The 12,859-nt window shown below is 66.5% G+C and carries 15 protein-coding genes and 1 pseudogene; 8 read left to right on the top strand and 8 right to left on the bottom strand.

Translation table 11 applies throughout. From position 1 onward, the window contains the following. Positions 1 to 74 precede the first annotated feature (74 nt). The 3 genes and pseudogenes from JQX08_RS07275 (at position 75) to pdxH (ending at position 2,756) form a co-directional block, all read left to right on the top strand. On the top strand, positions 75 to 1,223 hold the full coding sequence (locus JQX08_RS07275; protein WP_204915623.1) for a serine hydrolase: 1,149 nt from the start codon (positions 75 to 77) through the stop codon (positions 1,221 to 1,223). Between the two features lie 126 nt (positions 1,224 to 1,349). Next, a pseudogene (locus JQX08_RS07280) lies at positions 1,350 to 2,042 on the top strand (OmpA family protein); the annotation flags it as partial. A 66-nt stretch (positions 2,043 to 2,108) separates the two neighbouring features. After that, the gene (gene pdxH, locus JQX08_RS07285) at positions 2,109 to 2,756 is read left to right on the top strand and encodes a pyridoxamine 5'-phosphate oxidase (protein WP_204915625.1); all 648 of its coding nucleotides are present in this window, start codon (positions 2,109 to 2,111) and stop codon (positions 2,754 to 2,756) included. A 6-nt stretch (positions 2,757 to 2,762) separates the two neighbouring features. Here the strand turns inward: pdxH and JQX08_RS07290 are convergent, their stop codons facing one another. Beyond that, positions 2,763 to 3,014, bottom strand: coding sequence for a hypothetical protein (locus JQX08_RS07290; RefSeq protein ID WP_204915626.1), 252 nt, complete (start codon positions 3,012 to 3,014; stop codon positions 2,763 to 2,765). Positions 3,015 to 3,126: 112 nt separating this feature from the next. Between JQX08_RS07290 and JQX08_RS07295 the strand changes: the two genes are divergently transcribed. The 3 genes from JQX08_RS07295 to JQX08_RS07305 all read left to right on the top strand — a co-directional run bounded on the left by JQX08_RS07295 (position 3,127) and on the right by JQX08_RS07305 (position 5,750). Further along, entirely contained in the window at positions 3,127 to 3,591 is a 465-nt protein-coding gene (locus JQX08_RS07295) for an outer membrane lipoprotein (RefSeq protein WP_204915627.1), read from the top strand. A 146-nt stretch (positions 3,592 to 3,737) separates the two neighbouring features. Next, entirely contained in the window at positions 3,738 to 4,643 is a 906-nt protein-coding gene (locus JQX08_RS07300; protein ID WP_346727581.1) for a DMT family transporter, read from the top strand. 9 nt (positions 4,644 to 4,652) lie between these two features. Then, positions 4,653 to 5,750 (top strand): PLP-dependent cysteine synthase family protein, encoded by a 1,098-nt coding sequence (locus tag JQX08_RS07305; protein WP_204915628.1) that lies wholly within the window; start codon positions 4,653 to 4,655, stop codon positions 5,748 to 5,750. Between the two features lie 6 nt (positions 5,751 to 5,756). Here the strand turns inward: JQX08_RS07305 and gap are convergent, their stop codons facing one another. Then, a complete protein-coding gene (gap, locus tag JQX08_RS07310) occupies positions 5,757 to 6,755 on the bottom strand; it encodes a type I glyceraldehyde-3-phosphate dehydrogenase (protein WP_204915629.1) in 999 nt (332 codons plus the stop codon). A 66-nt stretch (positions 6,756 to 6,821) separates the two neighbouring features. Continuing rightward, positions 6,822 to 7,493: a COG3650 family protein gene (locus JQX08_RS07315; RefSeq protein ID WP_204915630.1), complete on the bottom strand. Its 672-nt coding sequence runs from the start codon at positions 7,491 to 7,493 to the stop codon at positions 6,822 to 6,824. Positions 7,494 to 7,560: 67 nt separating this feature from the next. On the opposite strand from JQX08_RS07315, the gene JQX08_RS07320 reads away from it, so the two are divergent. After that, entirely contained in the window at positions 7,561 to 7,959 is a 399-nt protein-coding gene (locus JQX08_RS07320; RefSeq protein WP_204915631.1) for a DUF488 domain-containing protein, read from the top strand. Here JQX08_RS07320 and JQX08_RS07325 read toward each other — a convergent pair. Beyond that, the gene (locus tag JQX08_RS07325; RefSeq protein WP_204915632.1) at positions 7,956 to 8,486 is read right to left on the bottom strand and encodes a hypothetical protein; all 531 of its coding nucleotides are present in this window, start codon (positions 8,484 to 8,486) and stop codon (positions 7,956 to 7,958) included. The two genes, JQX08_RS07320 and JQX08_RS07325, sit on opposite strands and share 4 nt — an antisense overlap. Before the next feature lie 158 nt (positions 8,487 to 8,644). Here JQX08_RS07325 and JQX08_RS07330 point away from each other — a divergent pair, with 158 nt between their 5' ends. Further along, on the top strand, positions 8,645 to 9,097 hold the full coding sequence (locus JQX08_RS07330) for a hypothetical protein (protein ID WP_204915633.1): 453 nt from the start codon (positions 8,645 to 8,647) through the stop codon (positions 9,095 to 9,097). Between the two features lie 65 nt (positions 9,098 to 9,162). On the opposite strand, the gene JQX08_RS07335 is transcribed toward JQX08_RS07330, so the two are convergent. The 4 genes from JQX08_RS07335 to livH are packed head-to-tail and all read right to left on the bottom strand — an operon-like array spanning position 9,163 to position 12,810. Then, the gene (locus tag JQX08_RS07335) at positions 9,163 to 9,864 is read right to left on the bottom strand and encodes an ABC transporter ATP-binding protein (RefSeq protein WP_204915634.1); all 702 of its coding nucleotides are present in this window, start codon (positions 9,862 to 9,864) and stop codon (positions 9,163 to 9,165) included. Beyond that, positions 9,864 to 10,631, bottom strand: a complete 768-nt coding sequence (gene livG, locus JQX08_RS07340) for a high-affinity branched-chain amino acid ABC transporter ATP-binding protein LivG (RefSeq protein WP_204915635.1) — start codon at positions 10,629 to 10,631, stop codon at positions 9,864 to 9,866. Before livG ends, JQX08_RS07335 begins: the two co-directional genes overlap by 1 nt. Next, positions 10,628 to 11,884 (bottom strand): high-affinity branched-chain amino acid ABC transporter permease LivM, encoded by a 1,257-nt coding sequence (locus JQX08_RS07345; protein ID WP_204915636.1) that lies wholly within the window; start codon positions 11,882 to 11,884, stop codon positions 10,628 to 10,630. Before JQX08_RS07345 ends, livG begins: the two co-directional genes overlap by 4 nt. An 8-nt stretch (positions 11,885 to 11,892) precedes the next feature. Next, positions 11,893 to 12,810 (bottom strand): high-affinity branched-chain amino acid ABC transporter permease LivH, encoded by a 918-nt coding sequence (livH, locus tag JQX08_RS07350; RefSeq protein WP_204915637.1) that lies wholly within the window; start codon positions 12,808 to 12,810, stop codon positions 11,893 to 11,895. Positions 12,811 to 12,859: the final 49 nt, after the last annotated feature.

Below are 12,859 nucleotides of genomic sequence, written 5' to 3' on the forward strand. Positions count from 1 at the left end.
TTCCTCGGATAGGGGCACGGCGGCGCCTGGCACGGCGACAATCGCAAATCCTTCCCCACGACCAGGAGTACGGCGTGCAGATCCAGGGCTATTTCGATCTTCAGTTCGAAGCGGTGAAGGATGCCTTCGCTGCGCTGTTCGATGACCCACAGGCACGCGGTGCCGCGCTGTGCGTGCAGGTCGGCGGCGAGACCGTGCTCGACCTGTGGGCCGGCAGTGCGGACAAGGAGGGCGCGCAGGCCTGGCAGAGCGACACGCTGGTTAACCTGTTCTCCTGCACCAAGGCGTTCGCCGCGGTGGCGGCTCTGCAACTGGTCGGCGAGGGCAAGCTGGAACTGGATGCGCCGGTGGCGCGCTACTGGCCCGAGTTCGCCGCCTCCGGCAAGGAGCGCGTGACCCTGCGCCAGCTGCTCAGCCACCGCGCTGGCTTGCCCGCGCTGCGTGAACTGTTGCCGGCCGAGGCGCTGTACGACTGGTCGGCAATGACCGCCGCACTTGCCGCCGAACAGCCTTGGTGGACGCCGGGCGAAGCCCACGGCTATGCGGCGATCACCTACGGCTGGCTGGTCGGCGAGCTGTTGCGCCGGGTCGACGGTCGCGGCCCGGGCGAGTCGATCGTCGCGCGCACGGCGCGCCCGCTGGAGCTGGACTTCCATGTCGGCCTGGCCGACAGCGAGTTCCACCGCGTCTCGGATGTCTCGCGCGGCAAGGGCAACTTCGGCGACGCCGCGGCGCAGCGCCTGATCAAGGCCATGATGACCGAGCCGACCTCAATGACCACACGCGCTTTCGCCAACCCGCCGTCGATCATGACCAGCACCAACAAGCCGGAGTGGCGACGCATGCAGCAGCCGGCGGCCAATGGACATGGCAACGCGCGGGCGCTGGCCGGCTTCTACAGCGGCCTGCTCGACGGCCGCCTGCTGGAGGCCGAGCTGCTCAACGAGATGACCCGTGAGCACAGTGTCGGCGACGACCTGACCCTGCTCACCCGCACCCGCTTCGGTCTGGGCTGCATGCTCGACCAGCCGGAGGTGGCCAACGGCACCTACGGCCTGGGGCCCAAGGCCTTCGGCCATCCGGGCGCCGGCGGCTCGATCGGCTTTGCCGATCCGGAGCGCGAGGTGGCGTTCGGCTTCGTCACCAACACCCTCGGCCCCTATGTGCTGATGGACCCGCGCGCGCAGCGCCTGGCCGTTGCGGTTAAGGCCTGCCTGGCTTGAGCCATTCGTCAGTTACGTCTAATTAATCTTTGTGTATTAAGAGGTTGCGTCCAGAATTTAATGCACTGCGTGAAGCCAAGTGCCACCATTGGCGCCCGCGTTCGATTCTCTGACGGAGCCCCTGCCATGCCATCGAAACTGCTCAAGACCGCCACCCTGGTCCTCTGCATGACCGTCGCCGGTTGCAGCACCCTCAGCCACGACAAAGCGGCCAGCGGTACCGCCAGCAAGGCCGAGCAGGCCGACGCCGGGCGTTCGTGGTGGCCGTTCGGTGCCGACAAGGCGGAAAAGCCGGCGGCGAAGATTGATCAGGCGGCCACCCAAGCCTGGCTCGACCAGTACGAGCCGCGCCTGCGTGCGGCGTTGAAGAGCAGCAAGTTCGAAGTCGAGCGGCGCGACAACATCCTGGTGGTCATCGCGCCGGTGGATTCCTCGTTCAACGTCGGACGTCGTCCGGGCATGCTGTTGCCGGTGGCGCTGGGTCCGATTACCCAGGTCGCCAAACTGCTCGAAAGTGACCCGCAGACCGCAGTGCTGGTGCTCGGCCACGCCGACACCTCGGGCGATGCCAAGGGCAACCGCGAGCTCAGCCAGCAGCGCGCCCAGGCGGTGGCGGCGATCTTCCGCCTCAGCGGCCTGCAGCGCGATCGGTTGATGCTCAAAGGCATGGGTGCTGACATGCCGCGGGCAGCCAACGACAGCAAGGAAGGCCGCGCGCTGAACCGGCGCGTGGAGGTCGTGCTGACCCCGCAGAACACCCTGGTGGCGCTGCTGGCCAAGTACAACCAGCCGGTGATTGCCGAGCCGGCGCTTGCGTCAAGTCAATCCAAATAGCGCCTGATTGGATAAGCTAGGGTCATTCAGTCCGACAGGAAGTGTGCTGCGATGACCCAGTCCCTGGCCGACATGCGCCGCGACTACACCCGCGATGGCCTCAGCGAAAGCCAAGCGCCGGATGAGCCGTTCGCCTTGTTCCGGCATTGGTTCGACGATGCCTTGAAGACCGAGCAACTGCCGGTCGAACCCAACGCCATGATGCTTGCCACGGTCGATGCCGACGGCCGCCCGCATTGCCGGGTGCTGCTGCTCAAGGGCCTCGACGCACGTGGCTTTACCTTCTTCACCAACTACGACAGCGCCAAGGGCGAGCAACTGGCGGCGACCGGCCATGCGGCGATGACCTTCTTTTGGCCGGCGCTGGAGCGTCAGGTGCGCATCGAGGGTGCGGTGGAGCGGGTCACCGCGGAAGAGTCGGATGCTTACTTTCAGGTCCGTCCGCTGGGCAGCCGCCTGGGCGCCTGGGCCTCGCCGCAGAGCCGGGTGATTCGCGATCGCGCCGAGCTGGAAGGCCTGTTGGCCGATACCGAACAACGCTTTCTCGACCAGGCGCCGCACTGTCCGCCGCACTGGGGCGGCTATCGCCTGCTGCCGGAGCGCATCGAGTTCTGGCAGGGGCGGGCAAGCCGTCTGCATGATCGTCTCAACTACCGGCGGAAGGCCGAAACCTGGCTGCGCGAGCGCCTGGCGCCCTGATAACGGCTAGAGCTGCTGCGCGGTGGAGGCCACGTACTCGTCGGCGGCGCGCTGCAGCCAGCGCGCCAGGTCGCGGCGTTTGACGCCACTGGCCTGGGCCTCCTGCAGGCGCTGCAACATGTAAGCGCGCTTGTGCGCATCGCCGCCAGCCAGCGACAGAGCGAGGTCGCGATCCATCCAGCGCTTGATGCGCACGTACAGCCACCAGTGGAAATACAGGCCGGCGACGGTCGTGATGAAAACGATGAAGTAGTCCATGGCGACACCCTAGCACGGGCCTGTGCTGGCAAGAATTGCCCGCGCAGCCTACCGTGACAGAAGGAGGGGCGCCGGGGTCTAATGGTGTATCTGTCCTTTCGGGAGAACTGCAATGCGTAAGTCCATCATTTTGACCGCCTCCGTCCTCGCCGTTGCCACGGTCCTGGGCGGCTGTCAGTCCAGCTTGACCGGTGACAGCTATTCGCGCGATGAGGCCCGTCAGGTGCAAACCGTGCGCATGGGCACCATCGAGTCGCTGCGTCCGGTCAAGATCGAAGGCACCAAAACCCCGGTCGGCGCTGGCGCCGGTGCGGTGGTCGGCGGTATCGGCGGTAGCGCCATCGGTCACGGTAAAGGCAGTGCCGTGGCAGCGGTGATCGGTGCGGTAGCCGGCGGCCTGCTCGGCGCGGCGACCGAGGAAGGCATCACCCGTACCCAGGGCGTGGAAATCACCGTGCGCGAAGACGACGGCACCATGCGCGCCTATGTGCAGGAAGTGCAGGAGAACGAAATCTTCCGCGTCGGCGAGCGCGTGCGCATCATGACCGTCAACGGCACCAGCCGCGTCGCTCACTGAACCTGATCGCAGCCTACAGAAGCCGGCCCCTGGGCCGGCTTTTTGTTGCCCGCCGAATGCCGCCAGCACAGTTCTGCTGCGCCACTGTGCCTGTGTCGCCGCTGAGGTGACTTCCTATACTGCTCGCATTGATTTGGAGAACAACCGTGCAGCAGCAAGGACGGGCCCTGGCCCTCGGATGTCTGGTTCTGGCCATGGCCCTGTGGGGCAGTTCGTTCATCGCGCTGAAGCTGGCGTTTCAGGAAATGCCGCCGATGTGGGTGATCTTCGGCCGCATGGCGCTCGGCAGCCTGGTGTTCCTGCTCGCCTGGCGCTGGCGCGGGCGCATCGAATACCGCGCGGGCGACTGGAAGTACCTGCTCGGCCTGGGGGTGTGCGAGCCCTGCCTGTACTTCATCTTCGAGGCCCTGGCGCTGCAGCGCACCAGCGCCTCGCAGGCCGGGATGATCACCGCGTTGCTGCCGCTGCTGGTCGCGGTCGGCGCCTACCTGTTCCTGCACGAGCGGGTGGCGCGCACCACCTGGGCGGGTTTCCTGCTCGCAGTGCTCGGCGCGATCTGGTTGAGCCTGGCCGGGGAAAGTGACGCACATGCGAGCGAGCCGCTGCTAGGCAACTTCTACGAATTTGTCGCCATGCTCTGCGCCACCGGCTACACCTTGACGCTCAAGCACCTGACCACGCGCTACTCGGCGTTCTTCCTCACCGCGATGCAGGCCTTCATCGGCAGCGTGTTCTTTCTCCCGGTGGCCTGGGTCAGCGCGCCGCTGCCGAGTGAGCTGAGCCCGCTGGCGCTCGGCTCGGTGATCTACCTCGGCATCGTCGTCACGGTCGGCGCCTACGGTCTGTACAACTTCGGCGTCAGCCGCCTGCCGGCCAGCCAGGCGTCGGGCTTCATCAACCTGATTCCGGTGTTCACCCTGGTCCTCGCGGCGCTGTTCCTCGGTGAACGCCTGAGCGGCTGGCAACTGGTGGCGGCGGGGCTGGTATTCGTCGGCGTCGGGGTCAGTCAGTGGCGCAGCCAACCGCCGGCCCCGGCCGGCATTCTCGATTGAGGACAGACGATGAACACGACGCGACAGTGGGTGCGTGAGGCGGTCCGCATCATCGAGGCGGACTTTCAGCGCAGCGCCGACACCCACCTGATTCCCCTGCCGCTGGCCGGCGTGCCGGGCATCGAGCTGTACCTCAAGGACGAATCCAGCCACCCCACCGGCAGCCTCAAGCGTCGCCTGGCGCGCTCGCTGTTTCTCTATGCGCTGTGCAACGGCTGGCTCAAGCCGGGCGCGCCAGTGATCGAGGCGTCGAGCGGCTCGACGGCGATCTCCGAGGCCTACTTCGCGCGCCTGCTCAACCTGCCGTTCATCGCTGTGGTGCCGGCCAGTACTTCACCGGAGAAGATTGCCCAGATCGCCTTCTACGGTGGTCAGGCACACCTGGTGCAGGACCCGACGCAGATCTACGCCGAGTCCGAGCGGCTGGCCCGCGAAACCGGCGGCCACTACCTCGACCAGTTCACCTACGCCGAGCGAGCCACCGACTGGCGGGCCAATAACAACATCGCCGAGTCCATCTTCCAGCAACTGCGCTTCGAGCGGCATCCGGTGCCGGCCTGGCTGATCTCCAGCCCGGGCACCGGTGGCACGCTGGCCACCCTCGGTCGCTACGTGCGCTATCGCCAGCACGACACTCGGGTGCTGTGTGCCGACGCCGAACGCTCGGTGTTCTTCGACAGCTACGTCAGCGGCGATCGAGGCCTGACCCTGGACTACGGGTCGGGCATCGAGGGTATCGGCCGGCCGCGCGTCGAGGCGTCGTTCGTGCCGGAGGTGATCGACGCCATGGTCAAGGTGCCCGACGCCCTGTCGCTGGCGGCCATGCACTACCTGGCGCGGCGTCTCGGTCGACGGGTCGGCGCGTCGAGCGGCACCAACCTGATCGGGGCGATCCTCGCCGGGCGCTGCATGCTGCGCCGCGGCGAGCGCGGCTCGATGGTCTCGCTGCTCTGCGACAGCGGCGAGCGCTACGCCACCAGCTACTACGACGCCGGCTGGTTGAGCGCCCAGGGCTACGCGCTGCAGCCGCTGATCGATGCGATAGAGGCCTGCGCCGAGCATGGCGCGCCGCTACCAGGCGAGTTGCCGCAGGTCGGTCTGGACTAAGCGGGCTCAGGGTTTCAGCCAGGCCAGCAGCACGTCGAGCATGCGGTTGGCGAAGGCCCATTCGTTGTCGTACCAGGCCAGCACTTTGACCAGATCGCCCTGCACCCGGGTGTGGTTGAGGTCGACTACGCAGGACACCGGGTAGCCGACGAAATCGCTCGACACCAGCGGCACCTCGTTGCACTCCATGACCCCCGCCGGCAGTGTCTGCGCGCCCTGGCGCAGGCAGTCGTTGATCGCCTCGCGGCTGGTCGGGCGTTCGGCGGTGAAGCTCAGGTCGAGCAGCGAGACGGTCGGCACCGGTACGCGGATCGCCAGGCCATCCAGGCGTCCGGCCAGTTCCGGCAGCACCAGGCCGATGCTCTTCGCCGCGCCAGTGCTGGTGGGAATCATCGACAGCGCGGCAGCGCGTGACCGGTAGAGGTCGTGGTGGGCCTTATCGAGCAGGTTCTGGTCGTTGGTGTAGGCGTGCACGGTATTGATCACCCCCTGGCGGATGCCCACCGCGCGGTGCAGCAGCATGGCCAGCGGTGCCAGGCAGTTGGTGGTGCAAGAGGCGTTGGAGACGATCTGCTGGCTGCCCAACAGCTCATGGTTGACGCCGTAGACCACGGTCAGGTCGGCGCTGTCCAGCGGATGGGCGAGCAGCACGCGGAAGGCGCCGGCGGTGAGGTGTTGCTCGACCTGCGCGCGCTTCTTGAACTTGCCGGTGCATTCGAGCACCACGTCGATGCCCAGGTGCGCCCAGGGCAGGTTGACCGGATCGCGCTCCTGCAGCAGGGCAATCGACTGGCCGTTGATCTGCAACTTGCCAGCGTCAAGGCTGACCGCTCCGGCGAAACGGCCGAAGGTCGAATCGAAGCGGGTGAGGTGGGCGAGGGTGGCGGGGTCGCCGAGGTCATTGATGGCTTCGATGCGGATCTGCTGATCCAGACCGCGTTCGAACAGGGTGCGGACCAGGGCGCGGCCGATGCGCCCGTAACCATTGAGGGCAATGCGTAGCATGGAGTTCTCCTTCGGTACTGCTGCCTTCAGCTTAGGCGGGCAGACCGAAGGAGGGCGGCTTTACCCTCAGCTGCCGCGTTGGGCGCCGTAGTGGGCGCAGCCGCGCAGCACCTGGCCGTTGATGCGCAGCTCGGCGCTCAGGTGCTGCACCGCGCCGCTGGCGGCGTCCACGCAGTGCTGCGGCGCGACCCACAGCTCGAGGCGTTCGCCGTTGGCTTCGCTGCTGAAGTTCAGGCGGCCTTCCGGCAGTTGCTCTTCGACGAATGGCAGCGCCTGCGGCTCCTGACCGGCGCGCTCGAGGACCATGCCGCCCTGGCTGACCCTGACGCTCCAGTCCGGCGCGTGACCGCTGGCGCGAACCGCCAGGCGCTTGAAATCCGGGTCGCTGCAGGCGTGACCTTCGCGCTGCACGCGGTACACCCGCTGCACGCTCAGGCGGCCATCGTTGCCGCCGTCCTGGCTGGCCGCCGGTACGCCGCGCAGATCGGCGAACAGCGGACCGGGGCCGTCGGCGAGCAGGCCGGCGGCGTCGCGGGCGAGGCTGGTGCTGCCGTCGTCACCGAGGATCAGCTGACGTTGCTCGCCGCAGGGCTTGAACAGCATCTGCCCGGCATTGATGACCAGCTCGCCCTGCAGGCGGATCGGCAGGACGGTGGCCGAGGTGGATTCTGGTTTGAACACCTGGCAACTGGCGAACAGGGGCAAGAGGGCAAACAATAAGGGACGGGCGGCGCGCATGGTCATCTCCATTCGGGAGCGGCCACGTTACTCAGCGCGGCGGCGGAGCTCAAGGGCGGAGGCGCGGATGATTCAATGCAAGCGGGTGTATGCCGCGGTGGCGGCTGGCGATGGCTACCGGGTGCTGGTCGATCGCCTGTGGCCGCGTGGCTGCAAGAAGGACAGCCTGCACCTGGATGCCTGGCTGCGCGAGCTGGCGCCGTCGGCCGCGCTGCGCAAGGCGTTCTGCCACGAAGCCGAGCGTTTCGAGGAATTCCGCCTGCATTACCGCAACGAGCTGGCCGCGCACCCGGAACACTGGTGGCCGCTGCTCGACAAGGCGCGCAGCGGCACCCTGACCCTGCTGTTCGCCGCGCGCGAGGAGCAATTGAACAACGCCACGGTGCTGGCGGAGTTCCTCGAGGACGAGCTGGATCGCCAGCAACCGGGCAGTTCGCCGGTCTGCTACGCCGATGAAGCGCACTAGCGCTGGAAGTCCACCTGCCTGAGCTGCTGGAAGGTGGTGCTGAAACGGCCGTTGGCGTTGTAGCCGAACAGGTCGCAGTTGGCGTCGATGCTGTCCTCCAGCACCGTGCCGTCGAGCAGGGTGATGCGCAGGATGGCGCGGCCGTCGGCGGCGCCCATGGGATCAGCCTCCAGCACCGCGAAGCTACGCATCCGCTCGAACGCCACGCTTTGGCCGCTGCGCAGATCGAAGCCGTGCTGCACGCTGATGCAGTGGCTGAGGCTGTCGGCGCGCACCTTCACCGTGCTGCCGTCGCGGCCGCTGAGCAGGGCCTGCGCCTCGCTTACCGGTGTGCGACTCGGCGCTGGCGTGCTGGCCTCCACCGCCACCGGTGGTGCGCTGGGCGGTGCCTTGTCGGCGCCGCCCAGCACGCCGTGCTGGAACAACACCACCAGCAGGCCGCTGACGGCGGTGATCAGCCCGGCGGTGGCGGTGATCATGCCGGGCAGGGTCTGCCACCAGCTTTTCGCACCCGGCTCGTCGGCCATGGCGGTTCCTCCGCGTGTGCATCATCCAACAGCGTCTATTTGCTAATAGACCATCGGTGGCCGGCTGCAGACCCCGGCGGACGGGAGGCATGCGCCGACCTCGGCTGCGGCACGCGCTGAACTACGCTGAAACGGACGTCGCTACGGGAGGCCCGCCGATGCGCCAGAACCTCTGTTTGCTCGCCGGCAGCCTGCTGGCGGCGAGCTCTACTCTGGCCGGGGCGGCTGCGGCGAGCGACGCCCAACTGGTCAGCGAAGCCACCGGTGGACGGCTCACCGCGCTCAAGGGCCAGTACTACGAAGAGAGCTGCAGCGCGGCGCAGGATTACGACGCCGAAGTGGTCGACCTCAACCAGGACGGCCAGCCCGAGGTGTTCACCCAGATTCACGGCATCTGCCTGGGCGGTGGCGCCGGCGTGCTGCTCGAGCTGTACATCAAGGGGCGCGACGGCCAGTGGCATGGCCAGTTCGGCTTCCCCGGCATGTACAACGTGCTGACCACCAAGCACCAGGGCTATCCGGACATTGAGATCGGCGGCCCCGGAACTTGCTTTCCGGTGTGGCGCTGGAACGGGCAGAGCTACGCGCTGCACAAGCCCTGCCCGCTGTAGCGGGCCGCTCGGCGCCCATAAAAAAACGGCCCACATGGGGCCGTTTTTTCGGTGGGGCAGGGCGGTCAGCCGCCGAGGTAGGCGTCGCGCACCTTGGGGTCGTTGAGCAGCGCTTCACCGCTGCCCTGCATGACGATCCGCCCGTTTTCCAGCACGTAGGCACGGTCGGCCAGCTTGAGCGCCTGGTTGGCGTTCTGCTCGACCAGGAACACGGTGACGCCGGCTTTGCGCAGCTGTTCGATGATGTCGAAGATCTGCTGGATGATGATCGGCGCCAGACCCAGCGAAGGCTCGTCGAGCAGCAGCAGCTTGGGCTTGCTCATCAGCGCACGGCCGATGGCGAGCATCTGCTGCTCGCCGCCGGACATGGTGCCGGCGCGCTGTTCGAAGCGCTCCTTGAGGCGCGGGAACAGGTGCAGGACCTTGTCGAGCATGTCCTGCTTCTCGGCCTTGGTGCTGAAGAACGCACCCATTGCCAGGTTCTCCTCGACCGTCAGGCGGGCGAACACGCGGCGGCCTTCCGGCACGACGGCGATGCTCTTGCGCATGATGTCGCAGGAATCCTGGCCGACCAGCTCTTCGCCCTCGAAGCGGATGCTGCCGCTGGCCGCGCGCGGCGAGCCGCACAGGGTCATCAGCAGGGTCGACTTGCCGGCACCGTTGGCACCGATCAGGGTGACGATCTCGCCCTGGCGAACTTCCAGGCTGACGTCATGCAGCGCCTGGATCTTGCCGTAGAAGGTGGAAACCTTGTCGAAATACAGCATCAGGCTTCTCCCAGGTAGGCCTTGATCACCTCCGGGTTGCCACGGATCTGCTCCGGGGTCCCGTCGGCCAGGGGCGTGCCCTGGTTGATCACCACGATATGGTCGGAAATGCTCATCACCAGCTTCATGTCGTGCTCGATCAGCAGCACGGTGACGTTGTACTCGTCACGCAGCATGCCGATCAGCTGCTTGAGGTCCTCGGTCTCGCGCGGGTTGAGGCCGGCGGCTGGCTCGTCGAGCATCAGCAGGCGCGGGCGGGTCATCATGCAGCGGGCGATTTCCAGGCGGCGTTGCTGGCCGTAGGCGAGGGTACCGGCCGGGCGGTTGGCGAACTCGGTCAGGTTGACCTTGTCCAGCCAGTAGGCCGCGTGCTCCATGGCCGCGCGTTCGCTCTTGCGATAGTTCGGGGTCTTGAACAGGCCGGCGAAGAAGTTGGTGTTGAGGTGGCGATGTTGCGCCACCAGCAGGTTCTCCACCGCGGTCATGTCCTTGAACAGACGGACGTTCTGGAAGGTCCGCACCACACCCTTGTGGGCGATCTTGTGGCCGGGCAGGCCCTGAATCGCCTCGCCGTCGAGCACGATGCTGCCCGAGGTCGGCTGGTAGAAGCCGGTCAGGCAGTTGAACACGGTGGTCTTGCCGGCGCCGTTCGGGCCGATCATCGACACCACCTGCTTTTCCTGGACGGTCAGAGCCACACCGTTGACGGCCAGCAGGCCGCCGAAGCGCATGGTCAGGCCGCTTACTTCGAGAATCGGGCGGCTCATGGTTTCAACTCCAGGTGCGGGCGTTGCATGGGCAGCAGGCCCTGCGGACGCCAGATCATCATCAGCACCATCAAGGCGCCGAAGATCAGCATGCGGTACTCGCTGAATTCGCGGGTCAGCTCCGGCAGCAGGGTCAGCACGATGGCGGCGAGGATCACCCCCAGCTGCGAGCCCATGCCACCGGCGACGACGATGGCGAGGATGATCGCCGACTCGATGAAGGTGAACGACTCCGGCGTGATCAGGCCCTGGCGCGCGGCGAAGAAGCTGCCGGCAAAACCGGCGAAGCAGGCACCGAGGGTGAAGGCGGAGAGCTTGATGATGGTTGGGTTGAGGCCCAGCGCGCGGCAGGCAATCTCGTCCTCGCGCAGGGCTTCCCAGGCGCGGCCGATCGGCATGCGCATCAAGCGGTTGATCACGTACAGCGCAGCCAGGGCCAGCAGCAGGGCGATCAGGTAGAGGAAGATCACCTTGTTGATCGAGTCATACGGCAGGCCGAAGAACTCGTGGAAGGTCTGCATGCCCTCCGGCGCGACACGGTCGAAGCTCAGGCCGAACAGCGAGGGCTTGTCGATGTTGCTGATGCCGTTGGGGCCACCGGTCAGGTCGGTCATGTTGCGCAGCAGGATGCGGATGATCTCGCCGAAACCGAGGGTGACGATCGCCAGGTAGTCGCCGCGCAGACGCAGCACCGGGAAGCCGAGGATGAAGCCGAAGAACGCCGCCATCAGGCCGGCGATCGGCAGGCACACCCAGAAGCCCAGGCCGTAGTAGTGCGACAGCAGCGCGTAGCTGTAGGCGCCCACCGCGTAGAAGCCGACGTAGCCCAGGTCGAGCAGGCCAGCGAGGCCCACCACGATGTTCAGGCCGAGGCCGAGCAGCACGTAGATCAGCACCAGGGTGGCGATGTCCACTGCGCCGCGCGAGCCGAAGAACGGCCAGGCGAGGGCGATGACGATCAGGCCGAGGATGATCCAGCGTTGGGTCGACGGCAGGGTCAGCTGGTAGCTGACGCCGGCCGGGACATGCGGCAGCCCAGGGCCGGCGCGCCAGGCGGCGGTGATGCGCTCACGGAACAATTGCCAGATGAACATCAGCACCGCACACGCGGCGATGATCGCCAGGGTGCTGGCGCTGGCGCCTTCGACTTGCAGGCGGATGCCGACAGTGGACAGCTTCAGACCGAGCACCGGATAGGCCACCGCGAGCACCAGCAGGGCGCTGAAAAACGCGGTCTTAAGAGGTTTGTGCATGGGCGTGTTCATACCTTCTCAACCTCCGGACGACCGAGGATGCCGGTTGGCATGAACAGCAGCAGGAGCACCAGCAGGCCGAAGGCGACCACGTCCTTGTACTGGTCACCGAACAGGTCGGCACCGAAGGCTTCGGCCACACCCAGCACCAGGCCGCCGAGCATGGCACCCGGAATGCTGCCGATGCCACCGAGCACCGCGGCGGTGAACGCCTTGATGCCGGCGAGGAAGCCGAGGTTGGGGTTGATGAAGCCGTAGCGCATGCTGATCAGCACCGCCGCGACAGCCGCCAGGGCGGCGCCGATGACGAAGGTCAGGGCGATGATGTTGTTGGTGTTGATGCCCAACAGGTTGGCCATCTTGATGTCTTCGGCACAGGCGCGGCAGGCGCGGCCGAGACGCGAACGGGAGATGAACAAGGTCAAGCCGGCCATCGCCACGAAGGTGATGACGAAGATGAACACCTGCATGTAGGACACCGAAACGGCGCCGTTTGCGACCAGTTCGAAGCCGCCGGGCATCGGGTCGGGAATCGCTTTGCCCTTGGAGTCCTGCGAGAGCAGCACGGTGTTCTGCAACACGATGGACATGCCGATCGCGGAGATCAGCGGAATCAGGCGGTTGCCGCCGCGCAAGGGGCGGTAGGCGACGCGCTCGATGCTGTAGCCGTAAGCGCTGGTGACGATGATGCTGCCGACGAAGGCGGCGATCATGATCAGCGGCAGGCTGTGGATACCCAGCATGGCCAGCCCGGCGATCGCGATGAAGGCGATGTAGGAGCCGATCATGTACACCTCGCCGTGGGCGAAGTTGATCATGCCGATGATGCCGTAGACCATGGTGTAGCCGATGGCGATCAGGGCGTAGGTGCTACCCACCGACAAGCCGTCGATCAACAGCTGCAGGTAGTGATTGAGTTCAGGCATTTGCCTACTCCTCGAGCCTGGCGCATGACAGCGCTTGTGGCGCAGCGCA

It is taken from the genome of Zestomonas insulae (assembly GCF_016901015.1).
Classification (GTDB): domain Bacteria; phylum Pseudomonadota; class Gammaproteobacteria; order Pseudomonadales; family Pseudomonadaceae; genus Aquipseudomonas; species Aquipseudomonas insulae.

Coding starts and splice junctions, on each gene's coding strand:
- pdxH (WP_204915625.1), top strand. CDS start 2,109: ATGACCCAGTCCCTGGCCGACATGCGCCGCGACTACACCCGCGATGGC.
- JQX08_RS07290 (WP_204915626.1), bottom strand. CDS start 3,014: ATGGACTACTTCATCGTTTTCATCACGACCGTCGCCGGCCTGTATTTC.
- JQX08_RS07295 (WP_204915627.1), top strand. CDS start 3,127: ATGCGTAAGTCCATCATTTTGACCGCCTCCGTCCTCGCCGTTGCCACG.
- JQX08_RS07305 (WP_204915628.1), top strand. CDS start 4,653: ATGAACACGACGCGACAGTGGGTGCGTGAGGCGGTCCGCATCATCGAG.
- gap (WP_204915629.1), bottom strand. CDS start 6,755: ATGCTACGCATTGCCCTCAATGGTTACGGGCGCATCGGCCGCGCCCTG.
- JQX08_RS07315 (WP_204915630.1), bottom strand. CDS start 7,493: ATGCGCGCCGCCCGTCCCTTATTGTTTGCCCTCTTGCCCCTGTTCGCC.
- JQX08_RS07320 (WP_204915631.1), top strand. CDS start 7,561: ATGATTCAATGCAAGCGGGTGTATGCCGCGGTGGCGGCTGGCGATGGC.
- JQX08_RS07325 (WP_204915632.1), bottom strand. CDS start 8,486: ATGGCCGACGAGCCGGGTGCGAAAAGCTGGTGGCAGACCCTGCCCGGC.
- JQX08_RS07330 (WP_204915633.1), top strand. CDS start 8,645: ATGCGCCAGAACCTCTGTTTGCTCGCCGGCAGCCTGCTGGCGGCGAGC.
- JQX08_RS07335 (WP_204915634.1), bottom strand. CDS start 9,864: ATGCTGTATTTCGACAAGGTTTCCACCTTCTACGGCAAGATCCAGGCG.
- livG (WP_204915635.1), bottom strand. CDS start 10,631: ATGAGCCGCCCGATTCTCGAAGTAAGCGGCCTGACCATGCGCTTCGGC.
- JQX08_RS07345 (WP_204915636.1), bottom strand. CDS start 11,884: ATGCACAAACCTCTTAAGACCGCGTTTTTCAGCGCCCTGCTGGTGCTC.
- livH (WP_204915637.1), bottom strand. CDS start 12,810: ATGCCTGAACTCAATCACTACCTGCAGCTGTTGATCGACGGCTTGTCG.